The 25,111-nt window shown below is 74.6% G+C and carries 21 protein-coding genes; 14 read left to right on the forward strand and 7 right to left on the reverse strand.

All coding sequences use genetic code 11. The annotated features are described in order from the left end of the window. Positions 1–87: 87 nt before the first annotated feature. The 3 genes from ACFWI8_RS23055 to ACFWI8_RS23065 are packed head-to-tail and all read left to right on the forward strand — an operon-like array spanning position 88 to position 4,339. A complete protein-coding gene (locus ACFWI8_RS23055) occupies positions 88–1,344 on the forward strand; it encodes a glycosyltransferase (RefSeq protein WP_387094690.1) in 1,257 nt (418 codons plus the stop codon). Beyond that, positions 1,341–3,119 carry a lipopolysaccharide biosynthesis protein gene (locus tag ACFWI8_RS23060; protein WP_387094692.1) on the forward strand — a complete coding sequence of 593 codons (1,779 nt, stop codon included), beginning with the start codon at positions 1,341–1,343 and terminating at the stop codon, positions 3,117–3,119. The genes ACFWI8_RS23055 and ACFWI8_RS23060 overlap by 4 nt, the downstream gene beginning before the upstream one ends. A 5-nt stretch (positions 3,120–3,124) precedes the next feature. Further along, positions 3,125–4,339, forward strand: a complete 1,215-nt coding sequence (locus tag ACFWI8_RS23065; RefSeq protein WP_387094694.1) for a hypothetical protein — start codon at positions 3,125–3,127, stop codon at positions 4,337–4,339. A 28-nt stretch (positions 4,340–4,367) separates the two neighbouring features. Here the strand turns inward: ACFWI8_RS23065 and ACFWI8_RS23070 are convergent, their stop codons facing one another. Further along, positions 4,368–5,744: a serine hydrolase domain-containing protein gene (locus ACFWI8_RS23070; protein ID WP_387094696.1), complete on the reverse strand. Its 1,377-nt coding sequence runs from the start codon at positions 5,742–5,744 to the stop codon at positions 4,368–4,370. 104 nt (positions 5,745–5,848) lie between these two features. Between ACFWI8_RS23070 and ACFWI8_RS23075 the strand changes: the two genes are divergently transcribed. After that, positions 5,849–6,535: a TetR/AcrR family transcriptional regulator gene (locus ACFWI8_RS23075; RefSeq protein ID WP_387094698.1), complete on the forward strand. Its 687-nt coding sequence runs from the start codon at positions 5,849–5,851 to the stop codon at positions 6,533–6,535. A gap of 381 nt (positions 6,536–6,916) precedes the next feature. Here ACFWI8_RS23075 and ACFWI8_RS23080 read toward each other — a convergent pair whose 3' ends face one another. Both ACFWI8_RS23080 and ACFWI8_RS23085 read right to left on the reverse strand, forming a co-directional pair. Then, positions 6,917–7,852: a M28 family peptidase gene (locus ACFWI8_RS23080; protein ID WP_387094700.1), complete on the reverse strand. Its 936-nt coding sequence runs from the start codon at positions 7,850–7,852 to the stop codon at positions 6,917–6,919. 190 nt (positions 7,853–8,042) lie between these two features. Further along, positions 8,043–9,011, reverse strand: a complete 969-nt coding sequence (locus ACFWI8_RS23085) for a helix-turn-helix domain-containing protein (protein WP_387094702.1) — start codon at positions 9,009–9,011, stop codon at positions 8,043–8,045. 366 nt (positions 9,012–9,377) lie between these two features. On the opposite strand from ACFWI8_RS23085, the gene ACFWI8_RS23090 reads away from it, so the two are divergent. Both ACFWI8_RS23090 and ACFWI8_RS23095 read left to right on the forward strand, forming a co-directional pair. Beyond that, positions 9,378–10,040 carry a hypothetical protein gene (locus ACFWI8_RS23090; RefSeq protein WP_387094704.1) on the forward strand — a complete coding sequence of 221 codons (663 nt, stop codon included), beginning with the start codon at positions 9,378–9,380 and terminating at the stop codon, positions 10,038–10,040. Continuing rightward, positions 10,037–10,297, forward strand: coding sequence for a hypothetical protein (locus tag ACFWI8_RS23095; RefSeq protein ID WP_387094706.1), 261 nt, complete (start codon positions 10,037–10,039; stop codon positions 10,295–10,297). Before ACFWI8_RS23090 ends, ACFWI8_RS23095 begins: the two co-directional genes overlap by 4 nt. A gap of 62 nt (positions 10,298–10,359) precedes the next feature. Here ACFWI8_RS23095 and ACFWI8_RS23100 read toward each other — a convergent pair whose 3' ends face one another. Beyond that, on the reverse strand, positions 10,360–11,823 hold the full coding sequence (locus ACFWI8_RS23100) for an O-antigen polymerase (protein ID WP_387094708.1): 1,464 nt from the start codon (positions 11,821–11,823) through the stop codon (positions 10,360–10,362). Between the two features lie 60 nt (positions 11,824–11,883). Between ACFWI8_RS23100 and ACFWI8_RS23105 the strand changes: the two genes are divergently transcribed. After that, complete coding sequence (locus tag ACFWI8_RS23105; RefSeq protein ID WP_387094710.1) at positions 11,884–12,357, forward strand: nucleoside 2-deoxyribosyltransferase domain-containing protein; 474 nt, start codon at positions 11,884–11,886, stop codon at positions 12,355–12,357. Here the strand turns inward: ACFWI8_RS23105 and ACFWI8_RS23110 are convergent. Both ACFWI8_RS23110 and ACFWI8_RS23115 read right to left on the reverse strand, forming a co-directional pair. Continuing rightward, the gene (locus tag ACFWI8_RS23110; protein WP_387094712.1) at positions 12,347–13,510 is read right to left on the reverse strand and encodes a hypothetical protein; all 1,164 of its coding nucleotides are present in this window, start codon (positions 13,508–13,510) and stop codon (positions 12,347–12,349) included. The two genes, ACFWI8_RS23105 and ACFWI8_RS23110, sit on opposite strands and share 11 nt — an antisense overlap. Continuing rightward, complete coding sequence (locus ACFWI8_RS23115) at positions 13,507–14,928, reverse strand: hypothetical protein (protein ID WP_387094714.1); 1,422 nt, start codon at positions 14,926–14,928, stop codon at positions 13,507–13,509. Before ACFWI8_RS23115 ends, ACFWI8_RS23110 begins: the two co-directional genes overlap by 4 nt. A gap of 232 nt (positions 14,929–15,160) precedes the next feature. On the opposite strand from ACFWI8_RS23115, the gene ACFWI8_RS23120 reads away from it, so the two are divergent. Genes ACFWI8_RS23120 through ACFWI8_RS23150 form a run of 7 tightly spaced genes read left to right on the forward strand, consistent with a single transcriptional unit; the run spans position 15,161 to position 23,774 of the window. After that, positions 15,161–16,810, forward strand: coding sequence for an ABC transporter ATP-binding protein (locus tag ACFWI8_RS23120; protein WP_387094716.1), 1,650 nt, complete (start codon positions 15,161–15,163; stop codon positions 16,808–16,810). Beyond that, complete coding sequence (locus tag ACFWI8_RS23125; protein ID WP_387094718.1) at positions 16,807–18,552, forward strand: ABC transporter ATP-binding protein; 1,746 nt, start codon at positions 16,807–16,809, stop codon at positions 18,550–18,552. The genes ACFWI8_RS23120 and ACFWI8_RS23125 overlap by 4 nt, the downstream gene beginning before the upstream one ends. A gap of 34 nt (positions 18,553–18,586) precedes the next feature. Then, positions 18,587–19,630, forward strand: coding sequence for an iron-siderophore ABC transporter substrate-binding protein (locus ACFWI8_RS23130; RefSeq protein WP_387094720.1), 1,044 nt, complete (start codon positions 18,587–18,589; stop codon positions 19,628–19,630). Beyond that, a complete protein-coding gene (locus tag ACFWI8_RS23135; protein ID WP_387094721.1) occupies positions 19,627–20,649 on the forward strand; it encodes a FecCD family ABC transporter permease in 1,023 nt (340 codons plus the stop codon). The genes ACFWI8_RS23130 and ACFWI8_RS23135 overlap by 4 nt, the downstream gene beginning before the upstream one ends. A 5-nt stretch (positions 20,650–20,654) precedes the next feature. Continuing rightward, positions 20,655–21,722, forward strand: a complete 1,068-nt coding sequence (locus ACFWI8_RS23140) for a FecCD family ABC transporter permease (protein ID WP_387094723.1) — start codon at positions 20,655–20,657, stop codon at positions 21,720–21,722. A 6-nt stretch (positions 21,723–21,728) separates the two neighbouring features. Continuing rightward, entirely contained in the window at positions 21,729–22,556 is an 828-nt protein-coding gene (locus tag ACFWI8_RS23145; protein WP_387094725.1) for an ABC transporter ATP-binding protein, read from the forward strand. 54 nt (positions 22,557–22,610) lie between these two features. Next, positions 22,611–23,774, forward strand: a complete 1,164-nt coding sequence (locus ACFWI8_RS23150) for a glycosyltransferase (RefSeq protein ID WP_387094726.1) — start codon at positions 22,611–22,613, stop codon at positions 23,772–23,774. Here ACFWI8_RS23150 and ACFWI8_RS23155 read toward each other — a convergent pair. Next, positions 23,725–25,086 carry a glycosyltransferase 87 family protein gene (locus ACFWI8_RS23155; protein ID WP_387094728.1) on the reverse strand — a complete coding sequence of 454 codons (1,362 nt, stop codon included), beginning with the start codon at positions 25,084–25,086 and terminating at the stop codon, positions 23,725–23,727. The two genes, ACFWI8_RS23150 and ACFWI8_RS23155, sit on opposite strands and share 50 nt — an antisense overlap. Between the last annotated feature and the right edge of the window lie 25 nt (positions 25,087–25,111).

Consider the following 25,111-nt stretch of genomic DNA (forward strand, 5'->3'; position numbering starts at 1 on the left):
TCCGGATGCTGACATGGTGTGCAAACTTTGGGGATAGGCTGAGCACCCGTCACGCACGGGGGAGGTGCACCGGGGAGGGGAACTACCATGAGTGAGGGTGTGGTGGCGCACGAGCGGCTGCTGCTCGTGTCGACCAACTACGCGCCGGAGCAGGCCGGCATCGGTCCCTACGCCGCGCAGCTCGCCGAACACTGGGCGGCCGAGCGGCAGGCGGAGGTGCACGTGCTGGCCGGCATGCCGCACTACCCCTCCTGGCGCGTCGATCCGGCCTATCGCGGGAAGTGGCGCAGCGTGGACAGTCGGGCGGGAGTCCTGATACACCGCAGGCGGCACACCGTGCCGCCGCGGCAGACCGCCGCGCGCCGCGCCCTCTACGAGGCGACCATCCTCGCGCACGGCGTGCTGGCCCCGCCCCGGATGGGCCGCCCCGACATCGTGGTCGCCCAGGTGCCCAGCCTGGCCGGCGGGCTGCTCGCCGCCCGGCTCGCCAAGCGCCACGGCGTGCCCTACCTGCCCATCGTCCAGGACCTGATGGGCGCGGCAGCCGAGCAGAGCGGCATCAGCGGCGGCGGCCGGGCGGCCGGCGCGGCGGCCGCCGTCGAGCGCCGGATGCTGCGCGACGCCACGCTCGTCGGCATCATCCACGACAGCTTCCGCGACCGGGTCACCGCCCTCGGCGTGCCCGAGAACCGCATCCGCCTGGTGCCCAACTGGTCGCACGTCGCCGGCCCTTCGGCCCCGCGCCGGGAGACCAGGGCGAGGCTCGGCTGGCCCGAGGGGCGGCCGGTGCTGCTGCACTCCGGCAACATGGGCCTCAAGCAGGGCCTCGACGTGCTGGTCGAGACCGCCCGGCACGCCCCCGAGCTGCGCGTCGTGCTGATGGGCGACGGCAGCCAGCGCGGCCGCCTCGTCGAGCTGGCCGCCGGGCTGCCCAACGTCGACTTCCTGCCGCCGGCGTCCGACGACGAGTTCCCCGACGTGCTGGCCGCCGCCGACGCCCTCGTCGTCACCCAGCGCGCCAGCGTCCTCGACATGAGCCTGCCGTCCAAGCTCACCTCGTACTTCGTCGCCGGCCGCCCGGTGATCGCCTCCGTCGCGGCCCAGGGCGGCACGGCCCAGGAGATCCGCAGGTCGAAGGCCGGCATGCTGGTCCCGCCCGAGGACCCGGCCGCGCTCGCCGCGGCGGCGCGCGAGCTGGCCGCCGACCCGGCCACCGCCGACACCATGGGCGCGCGCGGCGCCGACTACGCCCGCACCCACCTGTCCCGTGCCGCCGGGCTCGGCCGCGTCACCGCGCTGCTCGACGAGGCCCGCGCCGCCCACTCGAGAGGAAGTACCGCATGAGCGCAGTGCGCGAGGACGGTCGCGGGAACCCGGGCGGGCTCCCGGGCCACCACCCGTACGACGAACCCGACCTGCTGCGCGACCAGTTCCGCCAACTGCTGCGCTACCGACTGCTGATCGTCTGCGGCATCCTGCTCGGCCTCGCCGGCGGCGCCTGGCTCGGGCTCTCCAGCAACGAGACGTACATCGCCACCAGCGAGATCACCGTGCGGGTGCCCACCGCCGACCCGTTCGCGCCCACCGCCGTCGACCGCGTCGTGATGGGCTCCGAGCGCCGCACCGCCGTCAGCGACGTCGTCGCCCAGCGCGCCGCCGAGGCCCTCGGCCGGCCGAGCGCCGCCGGCTCGCTCAAGCGCGGCCTCACCGTCACCAACCCGCCCAACACCGAGGTGCTGCGCTTCGCCTACTCGGCCGACGACCCGCGGGTCGCCGCCGAGCGGGCCAACGCCTTCGTCGACGCCTACCTCGCGCACCGGCAGGCCGACGCCGACGAGACCATCGCCCACAACGTCGCCGCCCTGGAGGAGCAGCGCGCCCCGCTGCTGGAGCGCCGCGACCAGATCCAGCTCGACCTGGACCAGAACCTGATCGAGGGCACCACCGCCTACGACAACGCGGTCGCCGACCTGTCCACCGTCACCGCCGAGCTCTCCGAACTGACCTCCAGCATCTCCGGCCTCCAGGCCCTCGACACCAGCGGCGGCCGGGTCATCACCGAGGCCAGCGTGCCCACCAGCCCGTCGGGCCCCGGGCTGCCGCTGCTGCTCGGCCTCGGCTACGTCGTCGGCATCGGCCTCGGGCTGCTCGCCGCCTGGGTCAGGCTCGTCTTCGACCCCACCGTGCGCTCCGCCGGCGACGTCACCCGCGCCCTGCGCGCGCCCGTGCTCGGCGTGCTGCCGCGCACCGGGCGCGGCCACCCCGACCAGCTGCTCGCCGAGGGCCGGCTGGCCGAGGAGTACCGCTCCGTCGCGTTCCGCCTCGCCTACGACGAGACGTTCGCGCAGCGCCGCCGGCTGCTGGTGGTCGCCCCGCGTGGCAGCATCGAGACGCCGCTCGCCACCTCGGTCAACCTCACCGCGGCCTTCGCCGAGATGGGTATGGACGCGCTGCTCGTCGAGGCCGACCTGCGCACCCCGACCCTCTCGGAACAGCTCAGGCACGCCGACGGCGCCCGCCCCGGCTGGGCGGGCAGCGGCGGCGGGCGGGGCCAGGACAGCGGCTGGCCGGGCGCCCGGGTGCCCATCGACGGCGGCGAGTCCGGCATCTTCGACCTCGTGCCGGGGCGCCGGGTGCGCAACGTGCCACGTGCCCTGACCTCGCCGGCCGCCACCAAGCTGATCGGGCACGCCGACACCAAGGGCGCCGTCGTGGTGGTGCTCGCCCCCTCCGTCCTCTCCTACGCCGACGCGATCGCGCTCACCGACCGGGTCGACGGCGTGCTGGTGGTCTGCGACCCGAGCCAGGTGCGGCGCGACGACCTGGCCAGGGTCCGCGAGTTGGTGGTCGGCGCCGGCGGCATCCTGCTGGGCGCGGTGCTGCACTCCTGGGGCGGCGGCAGCGACTCGGACCGGGCGCCCCTCGCCGAGGGCGACGAGCCGATCGCGGCGGAGCCGCTGCCCAGGCCCCAGCCGCCGGCGCAGGTCAGGCCGCGACTCCAGCGGCCGCCCAGCACCCGGCAGCCGGCGCCGCCCGAGCACCGCGACGTGGGCTCCGAGACCCTGGGCCTGCGCGTCCTCGACCCCGCCGATCTTGAAGACGGTTCCCCACGGCAGTGAGCGAAGTGAGCGAACCATCCGCGCGGCGCGCCACGGTCGCCGCCATAGCGGACCAGGGCGTGGCCGCGCTGACCAACATCGCCGTCGTGGTGTGCGCCGCGCGGCAGTCGACGGCGGCGGACTTCGCCTCGTTCGCCGTCGTCTACACGGTGTTCGCGCTGCTGCTCGGCGCGGCCACCGCCTACGTCGGGCAGGCGCTGGTGCTGCGCCGCGGCACCGCCGCCGACCTGCACGGCCACTGCCGGGCCGCGGCGCTCTTCACGCTCGGCGCCGCGACGGCGATGGGCGCGGCCACCGCGCTGGTCACGCTCGCCGTCCCCGGCTCCATCGCGGACGGCCTGACCGCGCTCGGCCTCGTGCTGCCGCTGGTCCTCACCCAGGACGGGCTGCGCTACGCGTTCTCGCTTCTCGGCCGGCCGCAACTCGCCCTGGCCACCGACGCGCTGCGCCTTGCCGTCGCCGTGCCCGCGCTGGCGCTCCAGCCGTACGGCACCGGACCCGGCCGGATGGTGCTGGTCTGGGGCCTCTCCTCGCTGCCGGCGCTGCTGCTCGGCGCGGCGCTGCTCCTCGCCCTCACCCGGGGCGCCAGGCCCGTCCACCCCCGCACCCTGCTGGACCGGCGCCACCTCGGCCGCCGCTTCGTCGTCGAGTTCGGCGTCGGCAACGCGGCCTCGCAGCTGGCGATCGTCCTCCTCGGCCTGCTCGCCAACCCGCTGGCCGTGGGCGCCCTGCGGGGCGCGAGCACGCTCTTCGGGCCGATGAACGTGCTGTTCAACGCGGCCACCGGCTTCGGCCCGCCGCTGCTCGGCCGCCGGCCGAGCGCGCACGGCCAGGCCCGCGCCGCGGCCACCGCCGGCGGCGCGCTGGCCGGCGTCGCGGCCTGCTGGGCGGTGACGCTCGCCCTCCTACCCGACGCGGCGGGCCGCGCCCTGCTCGGCGACACCTGGGACGCGGCCGTCTCCCTGCTCCCGGCCACCGGCGCCCAGTACACGGTGATGGCCCTCGGCACCTGCGGCCTGCTCCTGCTGCGCGTGCTGAGCCCGCGCGCCACGCTCCCGGTCCAGCTGACCTTCTCGCTCTTCTCGGTCCTGTGCCTGCTGCTCGGCTACGCCCTCGGCGGCATCCTCGGCGCGGCCTGGGGCCTCGCCGCCGGCTCGGCGGCGAAGGCCACCGCGAGCTGGCTCCGCGCCGCGTTCGAACTCCGCCTGGTGGCCCGGTAGTCCGGGTGACGCGCAGCCGGCCGGGCGGTCAGGACGCCGGCGTCGCGCGGGTGAAGAGCCGGCCGGCGAGGTCGACGCCCACGATCGCGCCGCTGTCGTCGCGGCTGAAGTAGCCGCGCTGCCCCTTGAGGCCGCCGTCGGTGACGATGTACTCGTCGCCGTCGCCCGGCAGGAAACCGATGTCGGCCGCCGGGTAGTCCGGAGGCATGTCGGCGTCCGACGCCGCGCGGATCTCCGGCTTGATGCCGACCGCGAGCGTGAGCCGGGCGTCGTCGGCGGCGATGTCGAGGTTCATGGCGTCGATCTGGTAGCGACCGGCGACCTCCCGGGCCCGCGCCGCGTCGTACGGGATGGGCTCCGGGTCCCGGTCGACCACGCCGAGGTGGTGTTCGAGCGCCCACCGGACCACCGACTGGTTGAACGAGTAGCCGTGCGGGCCGGCGTTGGCGAGGGAGACGACGGCGAAGTCCCGTTCTGGCACGATGAGCAGCTCGGCGAACTGTCCGTTGCCCGAGCCGCCGTGCCCGATCGTGTGCACCCCGTCCACTTCGCGCAGGAACCAGCAGATGCCGAAGGCGTCGCCCAGGGTGCTGCCCCGGAGCTCGACGGTCCGCTGCCGCATGCGGCGCAGGGCCTCGGTGGGCAGTACGCCGTCGTCGGTGCCCAGCTGGAACCGGGCCCAGCGCAGCAGGTCGCTCGTCGAGGAGACGAGGCCACCGCCGGGGTTGTTGCCGCGGGTGGTGGCCGGGTTCGCCCGCCAGGGCCGCGCCGGCCGCGGCGCTCCCTCCTCGCCGCCGACGTGCCCGACGGCGAACCGGCGGATCATGATCTCGTCCAGGTCGAAGAACGTGTTCGACAGGCCCGCGGGCTCGACCACGAGCGTGGTCACGGCCTTCTCGAAGGGCAACCCGGTGACCTTCTCGACGACCCTGCCGGCGAGGTTGTAGCCGGCCTGGCTGTAGGAGGCGCGGGCGCCGGGCGGCGCGATCACGTCGAGCTCGGCCATCTTGGCCACGAAGCCGGCCAGGGAACCGTCGCCCTCCTCGGGGTCGATCAGGTTCCAGTCGAGCCCCGAGGTGTGGTTGAGCAGGTTCAGCACGGTGATCTCCGCGGCGGCCCGCTCGTCGGCGAGGGCCAGCTCGGGCACGTAGCGGCGCACCGGCGCGGTCAGCTCCACCCTCCCCTCCGCGGCCAGTCGCATCAGCGCGGTCGCCGTGAAGGTCTTGGTCACGGAGGCGACGTGGAACAGCGTCTTCTCGTCGACGGGCAGCGGGTTGTCGACGCTGGTCACGCCGAACGAGGCGTAGCTCTCCCGACCGTCCGCGAGCACCCCGACGGCGACGCCGGGGATCTCGAACTCCTTGGCCGTGGCCTCGACGGCGTCGGTCAGTGTCTCGTGCGCCATGGGTGCGCCCTCCCTCTCTTGAACTAAGTTCGAGGACAACTGTAGGGCCGTACTTGAACTATGTACAAGTGGGCCGTGAACTTAGTTCAAGTAGGCTGCTCGGCATGGCGCGAGACACGCTCACCACGGATCAGATCGTCCAGGCCGCCATCGAACTCCTGGACGAGGAGGGCCTCGACGGCCTCAACATGCGCAGCCTGGGCAAGCGCCTGGGCTCCGCCGCCACGGCGATCTACTGGCACATCAAGACCAAGGACGACCTGGTCCGGCTCGCCGGTGACGCGATCTGGGACGAGATCGAACTCCCGGACGTGGAGGCCGTCGACTGGCGGACGGCCGCGACCGCCCTGGCCACCGGCATGCACGCGATGCTCGGCCGGCATCCGTGGTTCGGGCAGGCGTTCGGCAGCTATCTGCTCTACGGCCCCGGCAAGTCCCGGCACGACGACCTGAGCCTCGCCGTCTACGAGAAGGCGGGCTTCGCGGCGGCCGACGCGGACCGGGCGGCCGCCACGGTCTTCGTCCACGTGTTGGGCAGTGCCCTCGGGCCCGCGGCCGAGGTGTCCCTGACGCGGCGGCTCGGCAGGAACGGTGAGGACGCCCGGCGGAAGCTGGCCGACACGGTCGCGCGGGCCGCCGAGATCGCGGCGCGGTTCCCGCGGCTGCGTGAGCGCCTGGACACCGCCGCCGCGGTCGAGTACGCCGGGGCGCCGGAGAACAGCTTCGAGTTCGGCCTCCGGGCCATCCTGGACGGCTTCGAGGCCCGCCTCTCCGCCGCCCGCGCCAGCTGAGCGGCGCGCCACCGGCGCCGGCGGGGCGTCGGACGCCCGGGCCCTCCGGTCCCTTCGGCGGCACGGCCGTTCGCCCGGAGGTGAGTCGGATGGTTGGCGCCGGTGGCCGGGGCGAGTTGGCGGCCAGGCTTGTCCGCCGCGGGCCTGCGGCCTCGCCGGCCGGGCCGGGCATGTGTGCTTGCTCGTGCGCGCGGGCCGTACAGCGTTCCGCCGGTTGGCGCTGCTCGCGGCTGCGGCTGGCTTCGCCGGGGCTGTCCGGCCCCTGCCGGGCCGCGGCTCGCGCCGGCTCGGCGGAGCCGGCGGCTGACGGCTACATCAGCCACCTGCCCTTCGAACCGCTCAGGCCGGCAGGCCGGTCCGGCAGGCCGCCGGGCCGGACGGTCAGAGACCGGCCAACTCCCACACGCCGTGGGCCAGCGCGTCCGCGTTGCGGTCGAGGGCGGTGGCGTTGATGTTGGTGGTGGAGTCGCACGCGCGGTGGTAGCAGGGGTCGAAGGGCCGCCCGGCCGTGCCGCCCCAGACGACGGCCTGGGCGGTGGTCTTCACGCTGCCGGCGCCGGTGAAGAGGCCGCCGACGGGGACGCCGGCCGCCGCGAAGGGCGCGTGGTCGGAGCGGCCGTCCGCCTCGGTGGCAGGTGCGGTGGGGATGCCGCGGGCGTCGAACCAGTCGGTGAAGACCGTCTCGATCGTGGGGTCGTCGTCGTAGACGAAGTAGCCCGCGTTGGGGGAGCCGATCATGTCGACGTTCAGGTAGCCGGTGATGGCGGCGAGTTCGAGGTCGTTCAGGTCGTCGACGTAGGCGCGGGAGCCGATCAGGCCGAGTTCCTCTGCGCCCCACCAGGCGAAGCGCAGGGTCTGCTCGGGGGCGGTGCCGGACTCGGCGACGGCGAGGGCCGTGGCGAGGAGCGCCGCGGAGCCCGAGCCGTTGTCGTTGATGCCGGCACCCGCGCCGACGGAGTCGAGGTGGGCGCCGGCCATCAGCACCGCGTCGGTGCGGGCGTCCGGCCATTCGGCGAGCAGGTTGTAGCCGATGGTGCCGCCGTAGTCGAAGGGCTGGCGCTCCGTCACGTAGCCGGCGGCCCTGAGCTGTGCCTCGACGTAGGCGAGGGAGGCGGTGTAACCGGGGCGGCCGTGGGCCCTGTTGCCGCCGTTGGCGGCGGCGATGGCCTGCAACTCGTCGAGGTGGTCGAGGACTTCGGCCACGGGTATGTCTGGCGCCGCGGCCGCCGTCGGGGGAGCGGAGCGTGCGCCGGTGAGGGCGGTGGTGACGGCGACGCAGGCGAGGGTCGCGCACAGGGCGCGCAGGGTACGGGGCATCCGCCCATCGTGTCGTGAGCATGGCGAGCCGGCAATGGTGCGTCGGCGCGGACCCCTGCCCGCCGCCCCTACCCCTGCTTTCCGAACCGGGAGGCACTCGTCGCGGCGCTCATCGCCAAGTCCTACGGGGAGTTGGCCGACGCCGTGCAGTCCAAGGCCGGTCGCGCGCGACGTGGGCGCGCGGAGAACATCACGCGGAGGAGCGGGGGTGGTTCTGGTCGCGCCAGGCCCGAGGCGAGATTCCGTATGCCTGTTTGAACACCTTGCTGAAGTGGGACGCGTCTACGAAGCCCCAACGTCGCCCTATCGCCGCGATGGTCCGCAGCCGGCCGCTCGGTCCGGCCAGCTCTCGCCTGCATTCGGCCAGGCGGCGTGTCCGGACCCAGTCTCCGAGGCTGATGCCCGCCCGGGACAGCACCGCGTAGAGATGACGCACGGAGATACCGTGTGCGGCGGCGATCCGTGCCGCCGACAGATCGGGGTCAGCCAGGTGGGCCCGGATGTACCGGGTGATCCGCAGGCTGAGTGTCGCCTCCAACGGCCCCTTGGCCAGGCTGGAGTTGCCGTGCTGGGACGTCAGGACGGCGCGGAGCAGTTCGACGCTGGGTTCCACTACGGCGTCAGCGTACGCACCCTGGTGTAATTCGCCGGTGACGGCCAGTTGGGAGAAGTAGGTGAAGGCGAGGCGCGCTACGGGGTTGTCGGATCCCAGGGGGACCGCGGTGATGTCTCGTAGCAACCGGTCGGGGAGTGCGAGTGCCGCGCGGGGGAACCGGATGAAGCGGTGGTCGACTCCCTCGTCGAAGAGAAGTGTGTAGGGAGCGATCGATTCGTAGACGGCGCAGTCTCCCGGCCTCAGCAGGCACTGGCGACCGTTCTGTACCACCATGCTGCTGCCCGTCATCTGAACACCCAGGGTGACGGCCGGCTCCTCGTCCTCCCGGGCGAGCCGCTCCGTCCGACGGAGAGTGACCGCGGTCGACCGCGCCGAACAGATCCTGATGGGCCCCGCGGCGCCGAGCCCTATGCGAACGGAGATGTCCTCAGCCGGAGGACGGTGGTCGATATCGACCGCCACCATGGATTCCCACACCGCGTTGCGGATTACTTCCTCCCGGTCCCGCGGCGGTATGAACGCGGTGTCCAGGACCGGACTCACGAGGCGGACCTCTGCCCGCGTCGGTCATCCGGCAGGCGTGACAACGCCTCGGCTCGTTCCCCCACAAGCCCCCCTTGCACGGACAGTTTCGGCAAGAGCTTGGCACGACTCTCTCTCGCCGCGCAACGGCTTCGACGAGCACGCGGGGCGCTCCTCGCCTGCCGCGGCGTCAACGTGAGGGCTGTGCACCGCTGACACAGTTCCCTGCGTGGATGACAAAGTCCGAAGCCCACGATGACTCTAAGGTCCATGGACGAGTCCGCTCCTGAGGCGACAACACCGACCGGAAGGGTCTTGAGTGCGTGCGACCGGAGACGCCGCCTGCCCACACACGAAGGAGCACGTCGGGTGAGCAACGTACTGACCATGGCAACCTTGCGAAGCAGGGTCCGCGAGGGCTCTCCCGCGCCCTTCATGGACGTGGTCTACCTCGCCGACGCGTCGGGAACGAACCAGGCGGTCGCGTACGCCGAGCGCGAGTTGCCGCCGGGCGGCATACCCGCGTACCGCGCGGCCCGCAAGAGCGGCGCACGCTCCTTCGCCCTGTGGGCCGACGAGGACCACCGGGAGCGGGTGGCCACCGTGGTGACCGTGTCGGCCACCGGTGGTGTCGCGACGTTCCAGGCGCTCGGTGCGCACGGCGAGCTCATCGGCACGTTCGTGCGCGAGAAGGCGTTCCGTGGCCGGGGCCTGCGGACCCGCTGGACGGTGACGCGGCCCGGCGGCCCTGACGCGGTGGGCTACAAGGGCCGGATCCTCTGGTGGTGGGTGTGGTGGCTGGCGTTGCCCATGATGGCGCTGATCCTCGTGTACTCCGTCTTCGACGGTGTCGCCGGCAACGAGGGTGGTGCCGCGCGCGGACCCCGGCGCATCAGGTGGCGCGCGGGCCGTCAGATGCCGTTGGAGTTCAGGTCCGGAGGCGACAAGCTGCATCTGCACGCGCCGGACATGGACTGGCGGCTCGGGGCCGCGCTGGTCGTCCTGCTGCGTACCTTCAGCGGTGGCGCGTGGGACGCCAGGAAGAAATGACGGGGGGCGTCAGCACCCGCTACCGGCGGTGGGCCAGCATTCTCAGCTGGCTGGCGATCGCCATCGGGGGTTTCGTGGTGGTCGCGTTCGTGGTGAGCCTCGTCCTCCTCGCACTGGCGGACGCGGACGACAGGAAGGCCGCCTACGGTTACCTCGCCCTCGTTCTCTGGGTGGTGATCGCCGCCGCGATCCCCGTCCTGCTCGCGGTCGCCATCCCCGGCGTCGTCATGACGCGGCGGGTGCGGCAGCAGCGGTAAGTGGGGATCACGCCTTCGTGAGCGCCATGCCTGTCCACGGGCATGGGCGGGGCCAGCTCGGCTCAGTACAGCCGGCTGCGCTGGCCCGGGCGGAAGGTGGTGACCAGCAGCAGGCACAGCACGGCGATGCCGATCCGGCCCGAGGCCTGGAGCAGGGAGCCGCGCAGCAGGATGAAGCTGTAGCCGGCCAGCACCGGCGCCACCACGGCCAGCACGTTGCCGGGGGAGGGGTCGTCCAGGGTGCGCCGCACATAGCCCCGGTCGGTGCGCGCCGCCAGGTAGCCGATGCCGAGGAAGCCGGCCGTCATGCCCAACGGGCCGAAGTCGAGCCAGAGTTCGGCCCACAGCGGGGAGGAGAGGTTGGCGCTGTTGGTGCCCATCCAGCCGCCCACCAGGAAGCCGGTGTCCTGCGGCTTGGCCGGCCACATGTCGCGCGGCACGAAGAACAGCGCCGCGCCGGTCACCTGCCGGCCGTAGGTGTGCCCGTTGCCGTCGGCCGCGTAGGTGATGGTGTTGGCGAACATGCCGACCTGGTCGTAGTCCTTGATGACCAGCGGCTCCATGAACGACTGTGCCTCGACCGGCTGCCGCCCGTTCTCGTCGTAGCGGAAGCGGTCGGTGAACGGGAAGACCAGCAGGGCGATCACCACGCCCAGCGCGAGCGCCGCCCGGTACATCACGGTGCTGCGCGGGAAGACGGTGAACAGCAGCGCGAACAGCACCGTCAGGAACCAGTAACGCGGGTTGGAGATCGGGTTGTTGACGATGGCGTTGATGACGACGAGGCCGGCCCACGGCAGCACGACGGACGGCTGGCGGCGGGCCCGCCGCGACGTCACCATCCAGCGGGTGAGGAACAGCAGCGCCAGCATCGCCGGCACCGTGCCGAAGCCGCGCAGCAGCGCGTTGCCCGCCTCGCCGCCGCTCGCCTCGGCGCCCGTGGCCTCGCTGAGGGTGGCACTGATCTCCTGCCGGCTGGCGAAGAACACGGCGGGGCCGCCGAGCTGGACGATCAGCAGCGCGCTGGCGAGGTAGGCGAAGGCCACCAGCACGTAGAGCCGGGTGCGGTGCACGGTGGCCGGCGGGCGTCGCGCGCCGCGGGTGGCCGGGCGGTGCCTGGCGAGCAGCGCGCCGACGTCGAAGGCGACCATCCCGCAGAGCACCAGCATGGTGGCCAACTGGGTGTCGCCGCGCGGCCCGAGCACCGGCGTGGGGTCGCGGCCGAGCACCGACTGGGCGAGCGGCGCGATGCCCATCGCCAGGTAGCAGAACAGCCAGAACGCGCCCTGCACCAGCCGCCGTCGGCCGGACAGCACCATGGCCGAGAGCCGCACGCCGGCGTAGCAGGCCACCACCAGCTGGAGCCAGAACGTGGTGTCCCTGACCCCCTCGCCCGGCTGCGCGGCCACCGCGAGCGGCAGTATCCCCACCAGGCCGCCGATCAACGGCACGGAGAGCGGCCGCGACAACACCGCGCGACTCGGCACCCCACGTGCCCGCCCCGTGACCTCGACCGCCACCGGCACCCACCCCTCGAATCGGTGGCTCAGTCTAGGACCTGGCGGCCCTGGGGCAGGATGGTGGGCATGACGGTCAGCCACTACGTCGAGGCCCCGCGCCGGTACTCTCCCGAGCCGGGCGATCCGCCGTCGGTGTTCCTGGCCGGCGGGATCAGCGACTGCCCTGACTGGCAGCGCGAGGCCGCCGGGGCGCTGCGGGACCTGGTGGTGTTCAACCCGCGCCGGGCGGGCTTCGACCTGTCGGACCCGGCGGCGAGCGAGGCCCAGATCGCCTGGGAGTTCCACCACCTGCGGCTGGCCGACGTCACGCTCTTCTGGTTCCCGGCCAGCGACCCCGCCGTCACCACGCAGCCCATCACCCTCTACGAACTCGGGGCCGCCGCCGCGACCCCCGACCGGCTGATCGCCGTCGGCGTCGACCCCGGCTATCCGCGCGCGACCGACGTGCGCTGCCAACTCGCGCTGGTCAGGCCGGGCTTGTCGGTGCACGACGCACTGCCCGCCACGGTGGCGGCGGCCAGGGCGGCACTCAACGGGTGAGCGCCGCCCGCCGGTGGTGGTGGACGAGCAGCTGGCCGAAGCCGGCGTGTTCGACGCGGAGCGACAGTTGTTCGGTGGTGATGCCGAGCGCCGCCGCCGTGCGGGCCGGGTGCCAGTCCTGGGCGGCCAGCGAGGACAGCAGGTGGCCGCGCCTCACCTGGGCCTCGGACAGCCGGAACGTCTTCAGGTAGGCCAGCCGCCCGGAACTGTCCAGCACGCACTCGCCGATGTGGTTCTCGACGTGCCGGTGGAAGGTCGGCAGGAACCGCCACAGGCTGAACCGGCCCAGCCGGTACACCCGTTGGAAGGAGTACTCGGCGCCCAGCAGCCCGCCGGCCATCGTGCCGTCGTGGAACGCCGCCCACTCCTCCCGCTGGCGCCGCACCGCGGCGCGCAGGTCGGCCGGCGTCCGCACGGCGGAGTCGTCGAGGCGGGCGCGGAACTCCTGGACCGGTGCCGAGAGCAGCGCGTACTGGTGGACCAACTCGCCGTAGAGGTCCTTGAGCAGGGTCGGGTGGAGAACGCGGTAGTCGTCGGGGTGCGGCACCACCAGCGCGCCGGCCAGCGCGTCCGCGACGTACAGCAGCGCCCCGCACTGGCCCGGGTGGATCTCGAAGACCCGCAGCGCGTCCGCGAGCCCCGGCACCTCGGCGCCCACGTACGCCCGCTCGGCGCGCGGCGAGAGGCCGCGGTTCACCGCGCGCCTGGCCCACTCCTCCCAGACGATCGTCGGGCCGCCGAAGTGCAGCGCCAGATAGCCCTCCAGGGCCAGGTGCAGCGGCAGGAAGCGCAGCCGGTTCCTGGCCTCCCGGCGGGCCATCCGCCGGTGGAAGTGCAGCCGCAGGTGCTCGACGGGCGCCGCCCGGTCGGTCCCCGCGGTGCGGCCGTCGCTCAGCCGGGTGCCGTAGGCGGCGGCGGGCGCGCCGTCCCTGGTCCAGTTCGCCACGTAGCCGTGCGGCACGTAGGCGGCGTACCCCGAGCGCCCGTCCACGTCCACCACGCCGATCGACTCCCCGTAGGCGCGCGGGTGCAGCCGCAGGTCGACGACGGGTGCCGCGCGCAGCAGCGGCACCAGACGCACCCCGCCCCACGCCTGGGGCGGTCCCGTGGTGAGGCCCGCCAGGTCGATCCCGGAGGGCGAGTGGGTGGTCACGCGTCCTCCCCGAGGAAGTCGGCGACGCGGGCCGCGAGATGGGCGGTGAGCGGGGCCAGCCCGGTCCGGCCGTGCGCGAAGCGCGCCAACTCGACCAGCGCCGGCAGGTCCTCGGCGTCCCTGACGCCCACCGTGGGCACCGCCGGCGCCAGCGCGCGCACGGTGAAGTCGTCCGCGTCGTACACCGGGTTGAGGTGGACGATCTCCGTGCGGCCGGTCGGGTCGAACCGCGCCGACCACACCCGCAGCACCTCGGCGGCGAGCCCGGGCGGCGCGTTGTCCCAGCCGTCCGAGACGATCAGCAGCCGCTCCGGGGCGAGTTCGAGCCCGTCCAGGATTCGTTCGCCGAGCGGCGTGGGGCCCAGCGGACGCACGAACAGCGGGTCGGTGCGGCCCGAGGTCCACAGTCCCGTGTAGCCGTCGCCGGCCAGCTCCGCCAGCAGGAAGTGGGCGGCCAGCGCCACGGCGAGCGGCCGGCGCCGCTTCTCGCCCGAGCCGAGCGCGGAGTAGCTGTCGTCGAGCACGGCCACCACGCGCCCCCAGCTCGCGGCGCGGGGGCCGGCGGTCCGGCGCGCGGCGGCCCGCAGCGCGTCGGTCAACTCGGTGCGCCGCGCCGCCCGTTCGTCCAGCGGGAGGGCGAGCGCGTAGCTCGCGATCCGGGTCAGCGACGCGCCGGCGAGCGCCGTCTGGTCCCGGTCCCCGGTGGCCTCGCGCAGCCGCAGTCGTTCGAGTCGGGTCATCCGGGGCTCGATCCCGGCCAGGAACGCCGCTCGGTCCATGCCGTGCCGGGCGGCCAGGCCCTCGGCGACGGTGTAGGGCAGCTCGAACACCTGGGAGCGGTCGTAGTGCGCCCGCCGCCAGGTCTCGAAGAGCGGGGTCGTGAAGGTCCGCCGGTCGTGCGGCGCGAACAGGAAGGCGCCCAACTCACCGTCCGCGTCGAGGCGGAGGTGGGCGTGGCGCAGGGCGGCCTTCAGCGGGCCCCGGTACTTGACGGCGTCGAAGGCCAGGTCGGGGCGGGCGGCCAGCCAGTCCCGGACGATCGCCCGGGTGCGGCGGTTGTTGACGCCCGCGGCCCGCAGCGCGGCGAACAGCCGGTACACCCGCTGCGGCGGCAGCGTGCGCAGCGCCCGCCCGATCAACCGGCCCTCGGCGCGCCGCCGTTCCGGCGTGCCGGCGTCGGCGGAGGTCTCCAGCAGACGGCGCGCGATCAGTGCCGTGTTGTGGTGGTTGATGCCGAGCGCCAGTGTCGCGGCGTACAGGTCGCGGTAGTTGACCAGCATGTACGCGTGGAGGAAGTCGAGGGAGAGCCGCTGCCGCTCCCCGTCGGAGTGGAACTCGCGCTGGCCGGTCGCGGTGATGGCCGCGTTGACGAACAGCAGCACGTCCTCGGCGGCGACGGCGTCGCCCTGGCTGGCCATGGTCCCTCCCCGTTCCCCCTGGCTCGCGGGCCGGCCGGGGAATGGGGGCACGAGCAGCGAATGACGCGTTGGACAGACGGTTTCCGGAAGTCGCGCCGAAGTCCCACGGCCGGCGAGCCGAAGGTAGCACCGGCACCGGCGGGCGGTCCCCCGTATTTCCCGGCCGGAGCTTAGGTTAGCCTTACCGAAGTCTTCGTTGGGTGGCTCGGCAAACGGAAAGCGGGAGGGCGCGGTGACCGGTCGGGACGTGCTGCGGCGCGCGGTGCTCGGCCAGCGGCGGCGGCTGGTGGTGAGCGCGCTGCTCGGCGCCGGCCACCAGGCCGGCGAGGCGCTGACCCCGCTGTTGATCGGCGTCACCGTGGACCGGGCCATCGCCGGGCAGGACGCCGGCGCGCTGCTCCTGCTGCTGGCCGCGCTCGGCGGCGTCTACCTCGTGCTCTCCTTCAGCTTCCGGTTCGGCGCCCGCCTCGGCGAGCGCGCCGCCGAGACCGCCGCCCACGAGCTCCGCCTCGACCTGGTGCGCCGGGTGCTGCACCCGGCCGGCGGCGCCGAACGCGGCCGGCTGCCCGGCGCCCTGGCCAGCGTCGCCACCGAGGACGCCCGCCGCGTCGGCGCCAGCCTGATGGCGCTCAGCCTGGCCTTCGGCGCGCTCGCCGGGCTGCTGGTGGGAGCCGTCGCGCTGCTGCGGACCTCGCTGCCGCTCGGGCTGCTCGTGCTGCTCGGGACGCCCGTGCTGCTCTGGCTCGGCCACCTGCTGAGCAGGCCGCTCGAACGCCGCAGCGCCACCGAGCAGGAGGCCGCCGCCCGCGCCTCGGGCGTCGCCGCCGACCTCGTCGACGGGCTGCGGGTGCTCAAGGGCCTCGGCGCCGAGCGGGCCGCCACGGACCGCTACCGCCGCATCAGCCAGGACTCGCTCGCCGCCACCCTGCGCGCGGCCCGCGCCGAGGCCGGCCAGCAGGGCGTCACGCTGGCCGTCACCGGCCTCTTCGTCGCCCTGATCGCCCTGGTCGGCGGCCGGTTCGCGGCCAGCGGCGACATCAGCCTCGGCGAGCTGGTCTCCGCCCTCGGCCTCGCCCTGTTCCTGCTGACCCCCTTGCAGACCCTCGCCTGGGTCAACACCGAACTCGCCCAGGGCCGCGCCTCCGCCGACCGCGTCGCCGACGTGCTCACCACCCCCTGGGCGGTGACGCCGGGCGGCGCCGAGCCGGCCCACCCGGTGCGCGGCGAGATCGAGGTGCGCGACCTGGCCCACGAGGGGCTCGACGGCCTGCGCCTGACCGTGGGCGCCGGCGAACTGCTCGGCGTCGCCGTCGCCGAACCGGCCCACGCCGAGGCGCTGCTGCGCTGCCTGGGCCGCGAGGCCGACCCGGCGGGCGGCACGGTGCTGCTCGACGGCGCGCCGCTCACCGAGCTGGACCCGGCCCGGCTGCGCACCGCCGTGCTCGCCGCGCCGCACGACGCGCACCTGTTCTCCGGCACCGTCGCCGACAACGTGCCGGGCGCCGCCCAGGCCGCGGCCCTGGCCGCCGCCGGCGCCGACGCGCTCGGCGCCGACAGCGAGGCCGGCGAGGGCGGCCGCGCCCTCTCCGGCGGCCAGCGGCAACGCGTCGTGCTGGCCCGCGCGTTGGCCGCCGACCCGCCGGTGCTGCTGCTGCACGACCCCACCACCGCCGTGGACGCCGTGACCGAGGCCAGGATCGCCGCGGGGCTTCGCGAACTGCGGCACGGACGCACCACCGTCCTGCTCACGACCAGACCCACCCTGCTCGCCGTCGCCGACCGGGTGGTGCTCCTCGACCGGTCGGGGCGCGTCGCGGCCGAGGGCGGTCATACCGACCTGCTGCGCGACCACCCCGACTACCAGCGACTGGTGCTGTCATGACCGAGTCCCCGCCCGAGACCACCGGGCTGCCCGTCGCCACCTCGGCCGAACTGCGCGCCGCCGTCCGCGAACTCCTGCGGCCCCGCCGCGGCCTGGCCCTGGCCGCGGCCGCCGTGCTCACCGCGGCCACCGCCGTCGGGCTGCTCACCCAGCCGCTGCTCGGCCGCGCCGTCGACCTCGTCGCCGAGGGCCGCCCGGCCGGCGACCTCACCGAACTCGCCCTGCTGCTGGTCGCCGTGGCCCTCGTGCAGGGCGGCGCCCTGGCATACGGCCTGGCGCTGGTCTCCCGGCTCGGCGAGACCACCCTGGCCCGGCTGCGCGAGCGCTTCGTCGACCGCGCCCTCACCCTCCCCCTCGACCAGTTGGAGCGCGCCGGCTCCGGCGACCTGACGGCCCGTGTCACCGGCGACGTCACGCTCGTCGCCCAGGCCGTCCGCAACGCCCTGCCCGCGCTGGCCCGCTCCGCGCTGGCCATCGTCCTCACCCTGGGCGCCCTCGCCCTGCTCGACTGGCGCTTCCTGCTCGCCGCGCTCGTCGGCGTCCCGGTCCAGGCCCACACCGCCCGCTGGTACCTGCGCCACGCCGTGCCGCTCTACGCCCGCCAACGCGTCGCCGTCGCCGGGGTGCAGCAGCGGCTGCTCGAGACGCTCGGCGGCGCCCGCACCGTCCGCGCGTTCCGCCACGAGGCGCACCACACCGAGCGGGTCGAACGCGGCTCGCTGGCCGCCCTCGACCTCACCATGCGCGAGGTGCGGCTGGTCATCAGCTTCTACTCCCGGCTGCACCTGGCCGAGTTCGCCGGCCTCGCCGCCGTGCTGGTCACCGGCTACCTGCTGGTGCGCGACGGCTCGGCCTCCGTCGGCACCGCCACCGCCGCCGCCCTCTACTTCCACAGCCTGTTCACGCCGATCAACGCCGCGCTGGTGCTGATGGACGACGCGCAGAGCGCCCAGGCCGGCCTCGCCCGCATCGTCGGCGTCGCCCACCACCCCCAGCCAGAACCCGCCGCCGACGCGGAACCCGCCGCCCCGACCGAGGACCCGGGCCGGGTCACCGTCACCGCGCTCGACCACGCCTACGAGCCGGGCAGGACCGTGCTGCACGAGGTCGACCTCGCGCTGCGCCCCAAGGAGCGGGTGGCGCTGGTCGGCGCGAGCGGCGCGGGCAAGTCCACGCTGGCCAGGCTGATCGCCGGAGTCCACCGGCCGACCGCGGGACGGATCGGCAGGGGCGGTGCCGTCGGGCTCGTCACCCAGGAGGTGCACGTCTTCGCGGGACCCCTCGCCGAGGACCTGCGGCTCGCCAGGCCCGAGGCCACCGAGACCGAGCTGCGCGCCGCCCTCGACCTGGTCGGCGCGCTCGACTGGGCCGAGGCGCTGCCCGGCGGACTCGACACCGTCGTCGGCGCCGGCGGCCACCGGCTCACCGCCGCCCAGGCCCAGCAACTCGCCCTGGCCCGGCTTGTGTTGGCCGACCCGGCGATCGCCGTGCTGGACGAGGCGACCGCCGAGGCCGGCAGCACGGGCGCCCGCTCGCTGGAGCGCGCCGCCGACCGCGCGCTCGACGGCCGCACCGCCCTCGTCGTCGCCCACCGGCTCACCCAGGCCGCCACCGCCGACCGGATCGTGGTGATGGCCGGGGGCCGGATCGTCGAGAGCGGCACCCACGACGAACTCCGCGCGGCCGGCGGGCGGTACGCCGCGCTCTGGGACGCCTGGTCCGACCACCGCACCGCCCACTGACCCCGACCCGTCCGCTCCAGAAGGAACCAGAACGATGCACCGCTCACCCAGACGGCTGGCCGCCGTCGCCCTCGCCGCCGCCCTGCTCCCGCTGACCGCCTGCGGTTCGGGCTCCGAGGGCGCCGACACCTCCGAGGGCGCCGACGCCGCCGGCGGCGCCTTCCCGGTCACCATCGACCACAAGTACGGCTCCACCACCGTCGACGCCGAACCCGAGCGCGTCGTCACCGTCGGCCTCACCGACCACGATGCCGTGCTCGCGCTGGGCACCGTCCCCGTCGGTACCACCGACTGGTACGGCACCCACGAGGCCGCCATCGGCCCCTGGGCCACCGACCTGCTCGGCGACGCCGAACTCCCCACCCTGCTCACCGACACCGGCACCGGGCCCCAACTGGAGGAGATAGCCCTCCTCCAGCCGGACGTGATCATCGCCCAGTACGCGGGCATCACCCAGGAGCAGTACGACAGCCTCTCCGAGATCGCCCCCGTGGTGGCCCAGCCCGCCGAGTACGTCGACTACGGCGTGCCGTGGCGGCAGCAGACCGAGACCATCGGCCGGATCCTGGGCCGGGCCGACGAGGCCGAGCAGCTGATCGCGGACGTCGACGCACTCTTCGCCGAAGCCCGCGCCGAACACCCGGAGTTCGCCGAGGCCACCGCCATCCCCGCCTCCCCCTACGAGGGCTACTGGGTCTTCGGCGGTGAGGACCCGCGCTCCCGCATGCTCACCGACCTCGGCTTCACCTACCCCGAGGACGTCGACGCCGTCATCGGCGACGAGTTCGGCGCCAACATCAGCGAGGAGCGCACCGACCTCCTCGACCAGGGCACCGTCGTGTGGAGCGTGCCCGACCCCGAGGAAGGCGCCGAGCAGCTGCACCAGGACCCGCTCTACGGTGACCTGGCCGTGGTCACCGAGGGCCGCGAGGTCTTCGTCGAGGAGAACAGCGACTTCGGCGTCGCCTACGGCTTCTCCAGCGTGCTGAGCCTGCCCTACGTCCTCGACCAGCTGGTACCGCGACTCGCCGCCGCCGTCGACGGCGACCCGGACACCGAAGTCCCGGTCGCGCGGTGAGCGGTGCGGTGCGCGGGCGCGTCCCCCTGGTGGCCGGGCTGCTCGGCGCCCTCGCGGTGACCTGCCTGCTGTCCATCGCGTTCGGCGCGCTGAGCGTGCCACCCGACCAGGTGGTGCGCACCCTGCTCGGCGACGCCCCCGACGCCCGCGTGGACGACGTCATCTGGTCCTCCAGGGTGCCGCGCACCGCCCTCGGCCTGTCCGTCGGCGTGGCGCTCGGCCTGGCCGGCGCGCTGCTCCAGGCCCTCACCCGCAACCCGCTCGCCGACCCGGGCATCCTCGGCATCAGCGCCGGCGCCGCCTTCGGCGTCGTGCTGGCCGCCGGGGTGCTCGGCCTCTCCACCCTCACCGGCCGGATCTGGTTCGCGCTCGCCGGGGCGCTGGTCGCCGGCGTCACCGTCTACCTCCTCGGCCGGCTCGGCGCCTCAGGGCTCACCCCCGTCAAGCTCGCGCTCGCCGGCGTCGCCGTCACCGCGCTGCTGTCCTCCCTCACCAGCGGCATCGTGCTGACCGACCCGGACGCCCTCAACCGCTACCGGTTCTGGGCCGCCGGCTCGCTCGCCGGCCAGAACGGCGACGGGCTGACCCGGGTGCTGCCGTTCCTGGTGCTCGGCGCGCTGCTCGCGCTGGCCTGCGCGCCCGCCCTCAACAGCCTGGCGCTGGGGGAGGACGTGGCCACCTCGCTCGGCCGGCGCGTCGGCCTGGTCCGGGCCCAGGGGGTGGTCGCCGTGACCCTGCTGACCGGCGGCTCCGTCGCCCTGATCGGCCCGGTCGTCTTCGTCGGCCTCGTCGTGCCGCACCTGGCCAGGGCCCTCGCCCGGCGCGCCGGCATCGGCCCCGACCACCGCTGGCTGCTGCCGATCTCGGCCGCCCTGGCGCCCTGCCTGCTGCTCGTCGCCGACGTGGCCGGCCGGCTGGTCGCCAGGCCCGTCGAGATCCAGGCCGGCGTCCTGGTCGCCTTCGTCGGCGGCCCGTTCTTCGTCGCCCTGGTGCGCCGCCAGCGCCTGACCGAGGTGTGACCGCCATGACCACCCACTTCAGGCCCACCCGTTCCGGGCCCACCCACTTCAGGCTCGCCGCCCCGCCCGTCTCGGGCGTGCTGCGGCCCCGCCAACTCGCCGTCTGCCTCGGCCTGCTCGGCGCCGTGCTGCTCCTCTTCTGCTGGGGACTCGCGGTCGGCGACATCCCGCTCCCGCTCGGCGACGTGGTCGCCGCCCTCACCGGCACCGCCGACCCGGGAACCGCCCTGGTGGTGCGGGAGTTCCGGCTGCCCCGCGCGCTCGTCGGGCTCCTCGCCGGACTCGCCTTCGGCATGTCGGGCGCGATCTTCCAGACCATGACCCGCAACCCGCTGGCCAGCCCGGACCTGATCGGCATCACCCAGGGCGCCGGCACCGCCGTCGTCGCCGGCCTCGTGCTCGGCTTCGGCACCGGCCTCGGCACCCAGACCCTCGGGCTGCTCGGTGCCCTCGCCACCGCGCTGCTCGTGCACGCCCTGGCCTGGCGGCGCGGCACCACCGGCTACCGCATCGTGCTGGTCGGCGTCGGCGTCTCCTGGGTCTGTGCCAGCGTCACCGACTACCTCCTGGCGCGCGGCGGCCGGTTCCAGGCACAGGCGGCCCTCGGCTGGCTGGTGGGCAACCTCAACGGCCGCGACTGGGCCCATGTCGCCCCGCTCGCCTGGGCGTCGGCGGTGCTGATCCCCGCCGCCCTGCTGCTCGCCCGCCACCTCAGGATCCTCCAACTCGGCGACGACGTGGCCACCGGGCTCGGCACCCCCGTCCAACGGGTGCGCCTCGGGCTGATGTTCACCGGCGTCGGCCTCGTCGCCTTCGCCACCGCCGCCGCCGGACCCGTCGCCTTCGTCGCCCTGGCCGCGCCGCAGATCGCGCAGCGGCTCGCGCGCACCGCCTGGCCGCCGCTGGTCGCCTCGGCACTCACCGGCGCCCTCGTCGTCCTCGCCGCCGACCTCGCCGCCCGCCGGCTGCTCGCCGACGTCGAACTCCCCGTCGGCGTCGTCACCGGCGTCCTCGGCGCCCCCTTCCTGCTCTGGCTGCTCGCCCGGGCCAACCGCTCGGGCCAAGGAGGCTGACCCGCCGTGCCGTCCCATCCCGAACTCCGCGCCACCGGCCTCACGTTGGCCTACGGGGACCGCACGGTGGTCACCGACCTCGACCTGACCGTGCCGCCGGGCCGCATCACCGCCATCGTCGGCGCCAACGCCTGCGGCAAGTCGACGCTGCTGCGCGCCCTGGCCCGGCTCCTCACGCCGCGCCACGGCGCCGTCCACCTCGATGGCCGGGCCCTGCACACCCTGCCCACCAGGGAGTTGGCCCAGCACCTCGGCATCCTGCCGCAGTCCCCGATCGCCCCCGAGGGCCTGACCGTCGTCGACCTGGTCAGCCGCGGCCGCGCCCCGCACCAGACCTGGTGGCGCCAGTGGTCGACCGCCGACGAACGAGCCGTGCGCGACGCCCTCGACGCCACCGGCATGGCCGAACACGCCGACCGCACCGTCGACGAACTCTCCGGCGGGCAGCGGCAACGCGCCTGGCTCGCCATGGCCGTCGCCCAGGACACCCCGGTGCTGCTGCTCGACGAGCCCACCACCTACCTGGACCTCACCCACCAGATCGACGTCCTGGATCTCGTCACCGACCTCAACCGGGACCGGAAACGGACCATCGTGATGGTGCTCCACGACCTCAACCAGGCCTGCCGCTACGCCGACCACGTCGTCGCCATGAAGGCCGGCCGGATCGTCGCCGAGGGCACCCCGGCCGAGGTCATCACCGAGGAGACGGTCACCGACGTGTTCGCGCTGCGCTGCCGCGTCACCGTCGACCCGGTCAGCGACACCCCGATGGTGCTGCCCCTCGGCCGCCACCACCCGGGCCGGGCCGCTGCGGCCGGCCACGACCAGTAGCCTGGGACGTCCACCGATCGGCCAACGACGTGGTGGGGGGAGGGAGTTCGTGGCATGAAGGTGTTGCACGTGGTGACCCTGCACACGCCCACGCACGAGTTCGGCGGCCCCACCAGGGTCGCGCTGAGCCAGTGCCGGGGGCTCCGCGAGCGCGGGCACCGGGCGGTGCTCGCCGCCCTGGGGGACGGCTTCGGGGCGGGTGCGGAACTGCCGCGCGAGGTGGAGGGCGCCCACGTCCGGCTCTTCCAGGCCCGGCACGTGCTGCCCAGGTTCGAGGTCAGCGGCATCACCTCCCCGACCCTGCTGGCCCGCGCCTGGTCCTACGTCAGGTCCGCCGAGCTCGTCCACGTGCACCTGATGCGCGACCTGATCACGCTGCCGGTCGCGCTGCTCGCGCTCCAGGCCGGTACCCCGCTGGTGCTGCAGACCCACGGCATGGTGGACCCGACCGAGAAGCGGGTGGCCAGGCTGGTGGACGCGCTCGGCGTGCGCCGGGTGCTGCGCCGCGCCGACGCCGTGCTCCACCTGACCGAGCGGGAGCGGGCCGAGACCGCCGCCGTGGTCGCGCCGGAGCCCATCGCGCCGCAGTACCGGCTGGTCAACGGCGTGCCGGCGCAGGAGCGGCGCCGCAAGACGTCGGGACCGCCGACCGTGCTCTACCTGGCCCGGGTGCAGGCCGGCAAGCGCCCGGCGGACTTCGTGGCCGCCATGCCCACCGTGCTGGCCCGCCACCCCGACGCCCGCTTCGTGCTGGCCGGACCCGACACCGGCGCGCTCGCCGACACGCTGGCCCGCGCCGACGCGCTCGGCGTGCGCGGCTCGCTCGACCGGGTCGGGGCGCTCGACCGGGCCGAGGTGATGGCGTGGCTGCGGCGGGCCGACGTGTTCGTGCTGCCGTCGGTCCAGGACGCCTTCTCCGTCTCGGCGCTGGAGGCCATGTCGGTGGGCACGCCCGTCGTGGTCACCGAGACCACCGGGCTCGCCCCCGACGTGGCGCGGGCCGGCGCCGGTCGGGTGGTGGCCTCCCGGGCGGACGAGGACAACGGGCCCCGGCTCGGCGGGGCGATCCTCGACCTGCTGGCGCCCGAGGCCAACGAACGGGCCTCCAAGGCCGCCTTCCGGCTGGTCGAGGAGCACTTCACCATCGACGCGGTGCTCGACGAGCTGCTCACGGTGTACGGGCGAGTAACCGGCGCGGCCGGTCCACCGCGGGTATGAGCGGTCCCGGCGGGCGGCGCAGCCAGGCCCTGGCGACCACCACGGCCGCCAGCGTCAGGAAGGCCAGGCCGATCCCCGGGTAGATCCCGGAGAGCAGCATCTGGCCGGGGGACTGCCGCAGCTCCGGGTGGTCGTCCCTGAAGTGCGGCACCCACCACAGCGCGAAGGTGTAGAACAGCACCCCGGTGGCGGCCGCCCCCGCCACCCACCACCGGTGCCGGCGGCGTGCCGCCTCGGCGGCCAGCAGCAGCACCAGCGGCACCGCCCAGACCCAGTGGTGCGACCAGGAGATGGGGCTGACCACCAGCGCGGTGACCCCGCAGCTGACGGCGGCCCAGGCACGGGCGTGTGGCAGCCGGTCCCCGGCCAGCAGCGCCGCCACCGCCGTGGCCAGGCCGACGAGGCCGACCAGCAGGCCCGGCAGCAGCCACGCCCCGCCCGGGTCGACGGTGTGCAGGGCGCGGGCCATGACCCCGCGCAGCGACTGGTTGGCCGTGCCCTCGATCCGGCCGGCCCGGTTCTTGTCGAAGACCACCTCGGTCCAGAAGCGGCGGGAGTCGCCTGGCGCGGCCAGCGCCCCGATCGCCACCGTGGCGCAGAACGCGCCCGCCGCCACCGCCGCGCGCCGCAGCTGCTCGTTCCACGCCGGGGCGCCGCGCCGCAGCCGCCGTACCGCGAGCACGCCGCCGGCCACCGCGAGCAGCACGGCGAACAGCGCCGGGGTGAGCTTGATGCCGGCGGCGACGCCGATGCCGGCGCCGGCCCAGCGGTGGCCGGTCCTGCGGGTCAGGTCCCACAGCACCAGGACGGCGAGCAGCAGGTTGATCTGGCCGTACCGCAGCGTGGTCCACACCGGCTCGCACCAGACGGCCACGGCGGCCACCGCGCAGGCCGCCGCCGGGAGCGGCAGCCCCCGGGGCCGTCGGCCGATCAGCCGCAGCGACAGGTACACCAGCGCGAGCAGCAGGAGCAGGTTGCCCACCGTCGCCGCCACCCGCATGGTCTCCACGCCGACCCAGGTCAGGGGGACGAAGAGCAGCGCCGCGAACGGGGGGTAGGTGGCCGGCAGCCCGTGCTCGGTGACCCGCAGGTCGTAGAGGCTGTCGCCGGTGCGGATCGCCCAGCCCTCGGCCCGGTACACGTCCAGGTCCAACCAGGTGACGCCGGCCATCCGCTGCGCCACGAAGAAGGCCACGAAGGACGCCAGGCAGACGCCCGCCGCGACCAGCGTGGCCCGCCGCCCGGCCGCCGGGGGCAGCCGGGCGGGGGCCGGGGCTTCGACAGTCCGCTGACTGGATCCACTGCTGCTCACGGAAGCAAACATATGTTTGCCACCC

It is taken from the genome of Streptomyces sp. NPDC127098 (assembly GCF_042722465.1).
GTDB lineage: Bacteria > Actinomycetota > Actinomycetes > Streptomycetales > Streptomycetaceae > Streptomyces > Streptomyces millisiae.

Bases quoted from the DNA above. Each gene is read 5' to 3' on its own strand.
- ACFWI8_RS23055 (WP_387094690.1), top strand. From the start codon at position 88: ATGAGTGAGGGTGTGGTGGCGCACGAGCGGCTGCTGCTCGTGTCGACC.
- ACFWI8_RS23060 (WP_387094692.1), top strand. From the start codon at position 1,341: ATGAGCGCAGTGCGCGAGGACGGTCGCGGGAACCCGGGCGGGCTCCCG.
- ACFWI8_RS23070 (WP_387094696.1), bottom strand. From the start codon at position 5,744: ATGGCGCACGAGACACTGACCGACGCCGTCGAGGCCACGGCCAAGGAG.
- ACFWI8_RS23075 (WP_387094698.1), top strand. From the start codon at position 5,849: ATGGCGCGAGACACGCTCACCACGGATCAGATCGTCCAGGCCGCCATC.
- ACFWI8_RS23080 (WP_387094700.1), bottom strand. From the start codon at position 7,852: ATGCCCCGTACCCTGCGCGCCCTGTGCGCGACCCTCGCCTGCGTCGCC.
- ACFWI8_RS23090 (WP_387094704.1), top strand. From the start codon at position 9,378: ATGGCAACCTTGCGAAGCAGGGTCCGCGAGGGCTCTCCCGCGCCCTTC.
- ACFWI8_RS23095 (WP_387094706.1), top strand. From the start codon at position 10,037: ATGACGGGGGGCGTCAGCACCCGCTACCGGCGGTGGGCCAGCATTCTC.
- ACFWI8_RS23105 (WP_387094710.1), top strand. From the start codon at position 11,884: ATGACGGTCAGCCACTACGTCGAGGCCCCGCGCCGGTACTCTCCCGAG.
- ACFWI8_RS23115 (WP_387094714.1), bottom strand. From the start codon at position 14,928: ATGGCCAGCCAGGGCGACGCCGTCGCCGCCGAGGACGTGCTGCTGTTC.
- ACFWI8_RS23125 (WP_387094718.1), top strand. From the start codon at position 16,807: ATGACCGAGTCCCCGCCCGAGACCACCGGGCTGCCCGTCGCCACCTCG.
- ACFWI8_RS23130 (WP_387094720.1), top strand. From the start codon at position 18,587: ATGCACCGCTCACCCAGACGGCTGGCCGCCGTCGCCCTCGCCGCCGCC.
- ACFWI8_RS23140 (WP_387094723.1), top strand. From the start codon at position 20,655: ATGACCACCCACTTCAGGCCCACCCGTTCCGGGCCCACCCACTTCAGG.
- ACFWI8_RS23150 (WP_387094726.1), top strand. From the start codon at position 22,611: ATGAAGGTGTTGCACGTGGTGACCCTGCACACGCCCACGCACGAGTTC.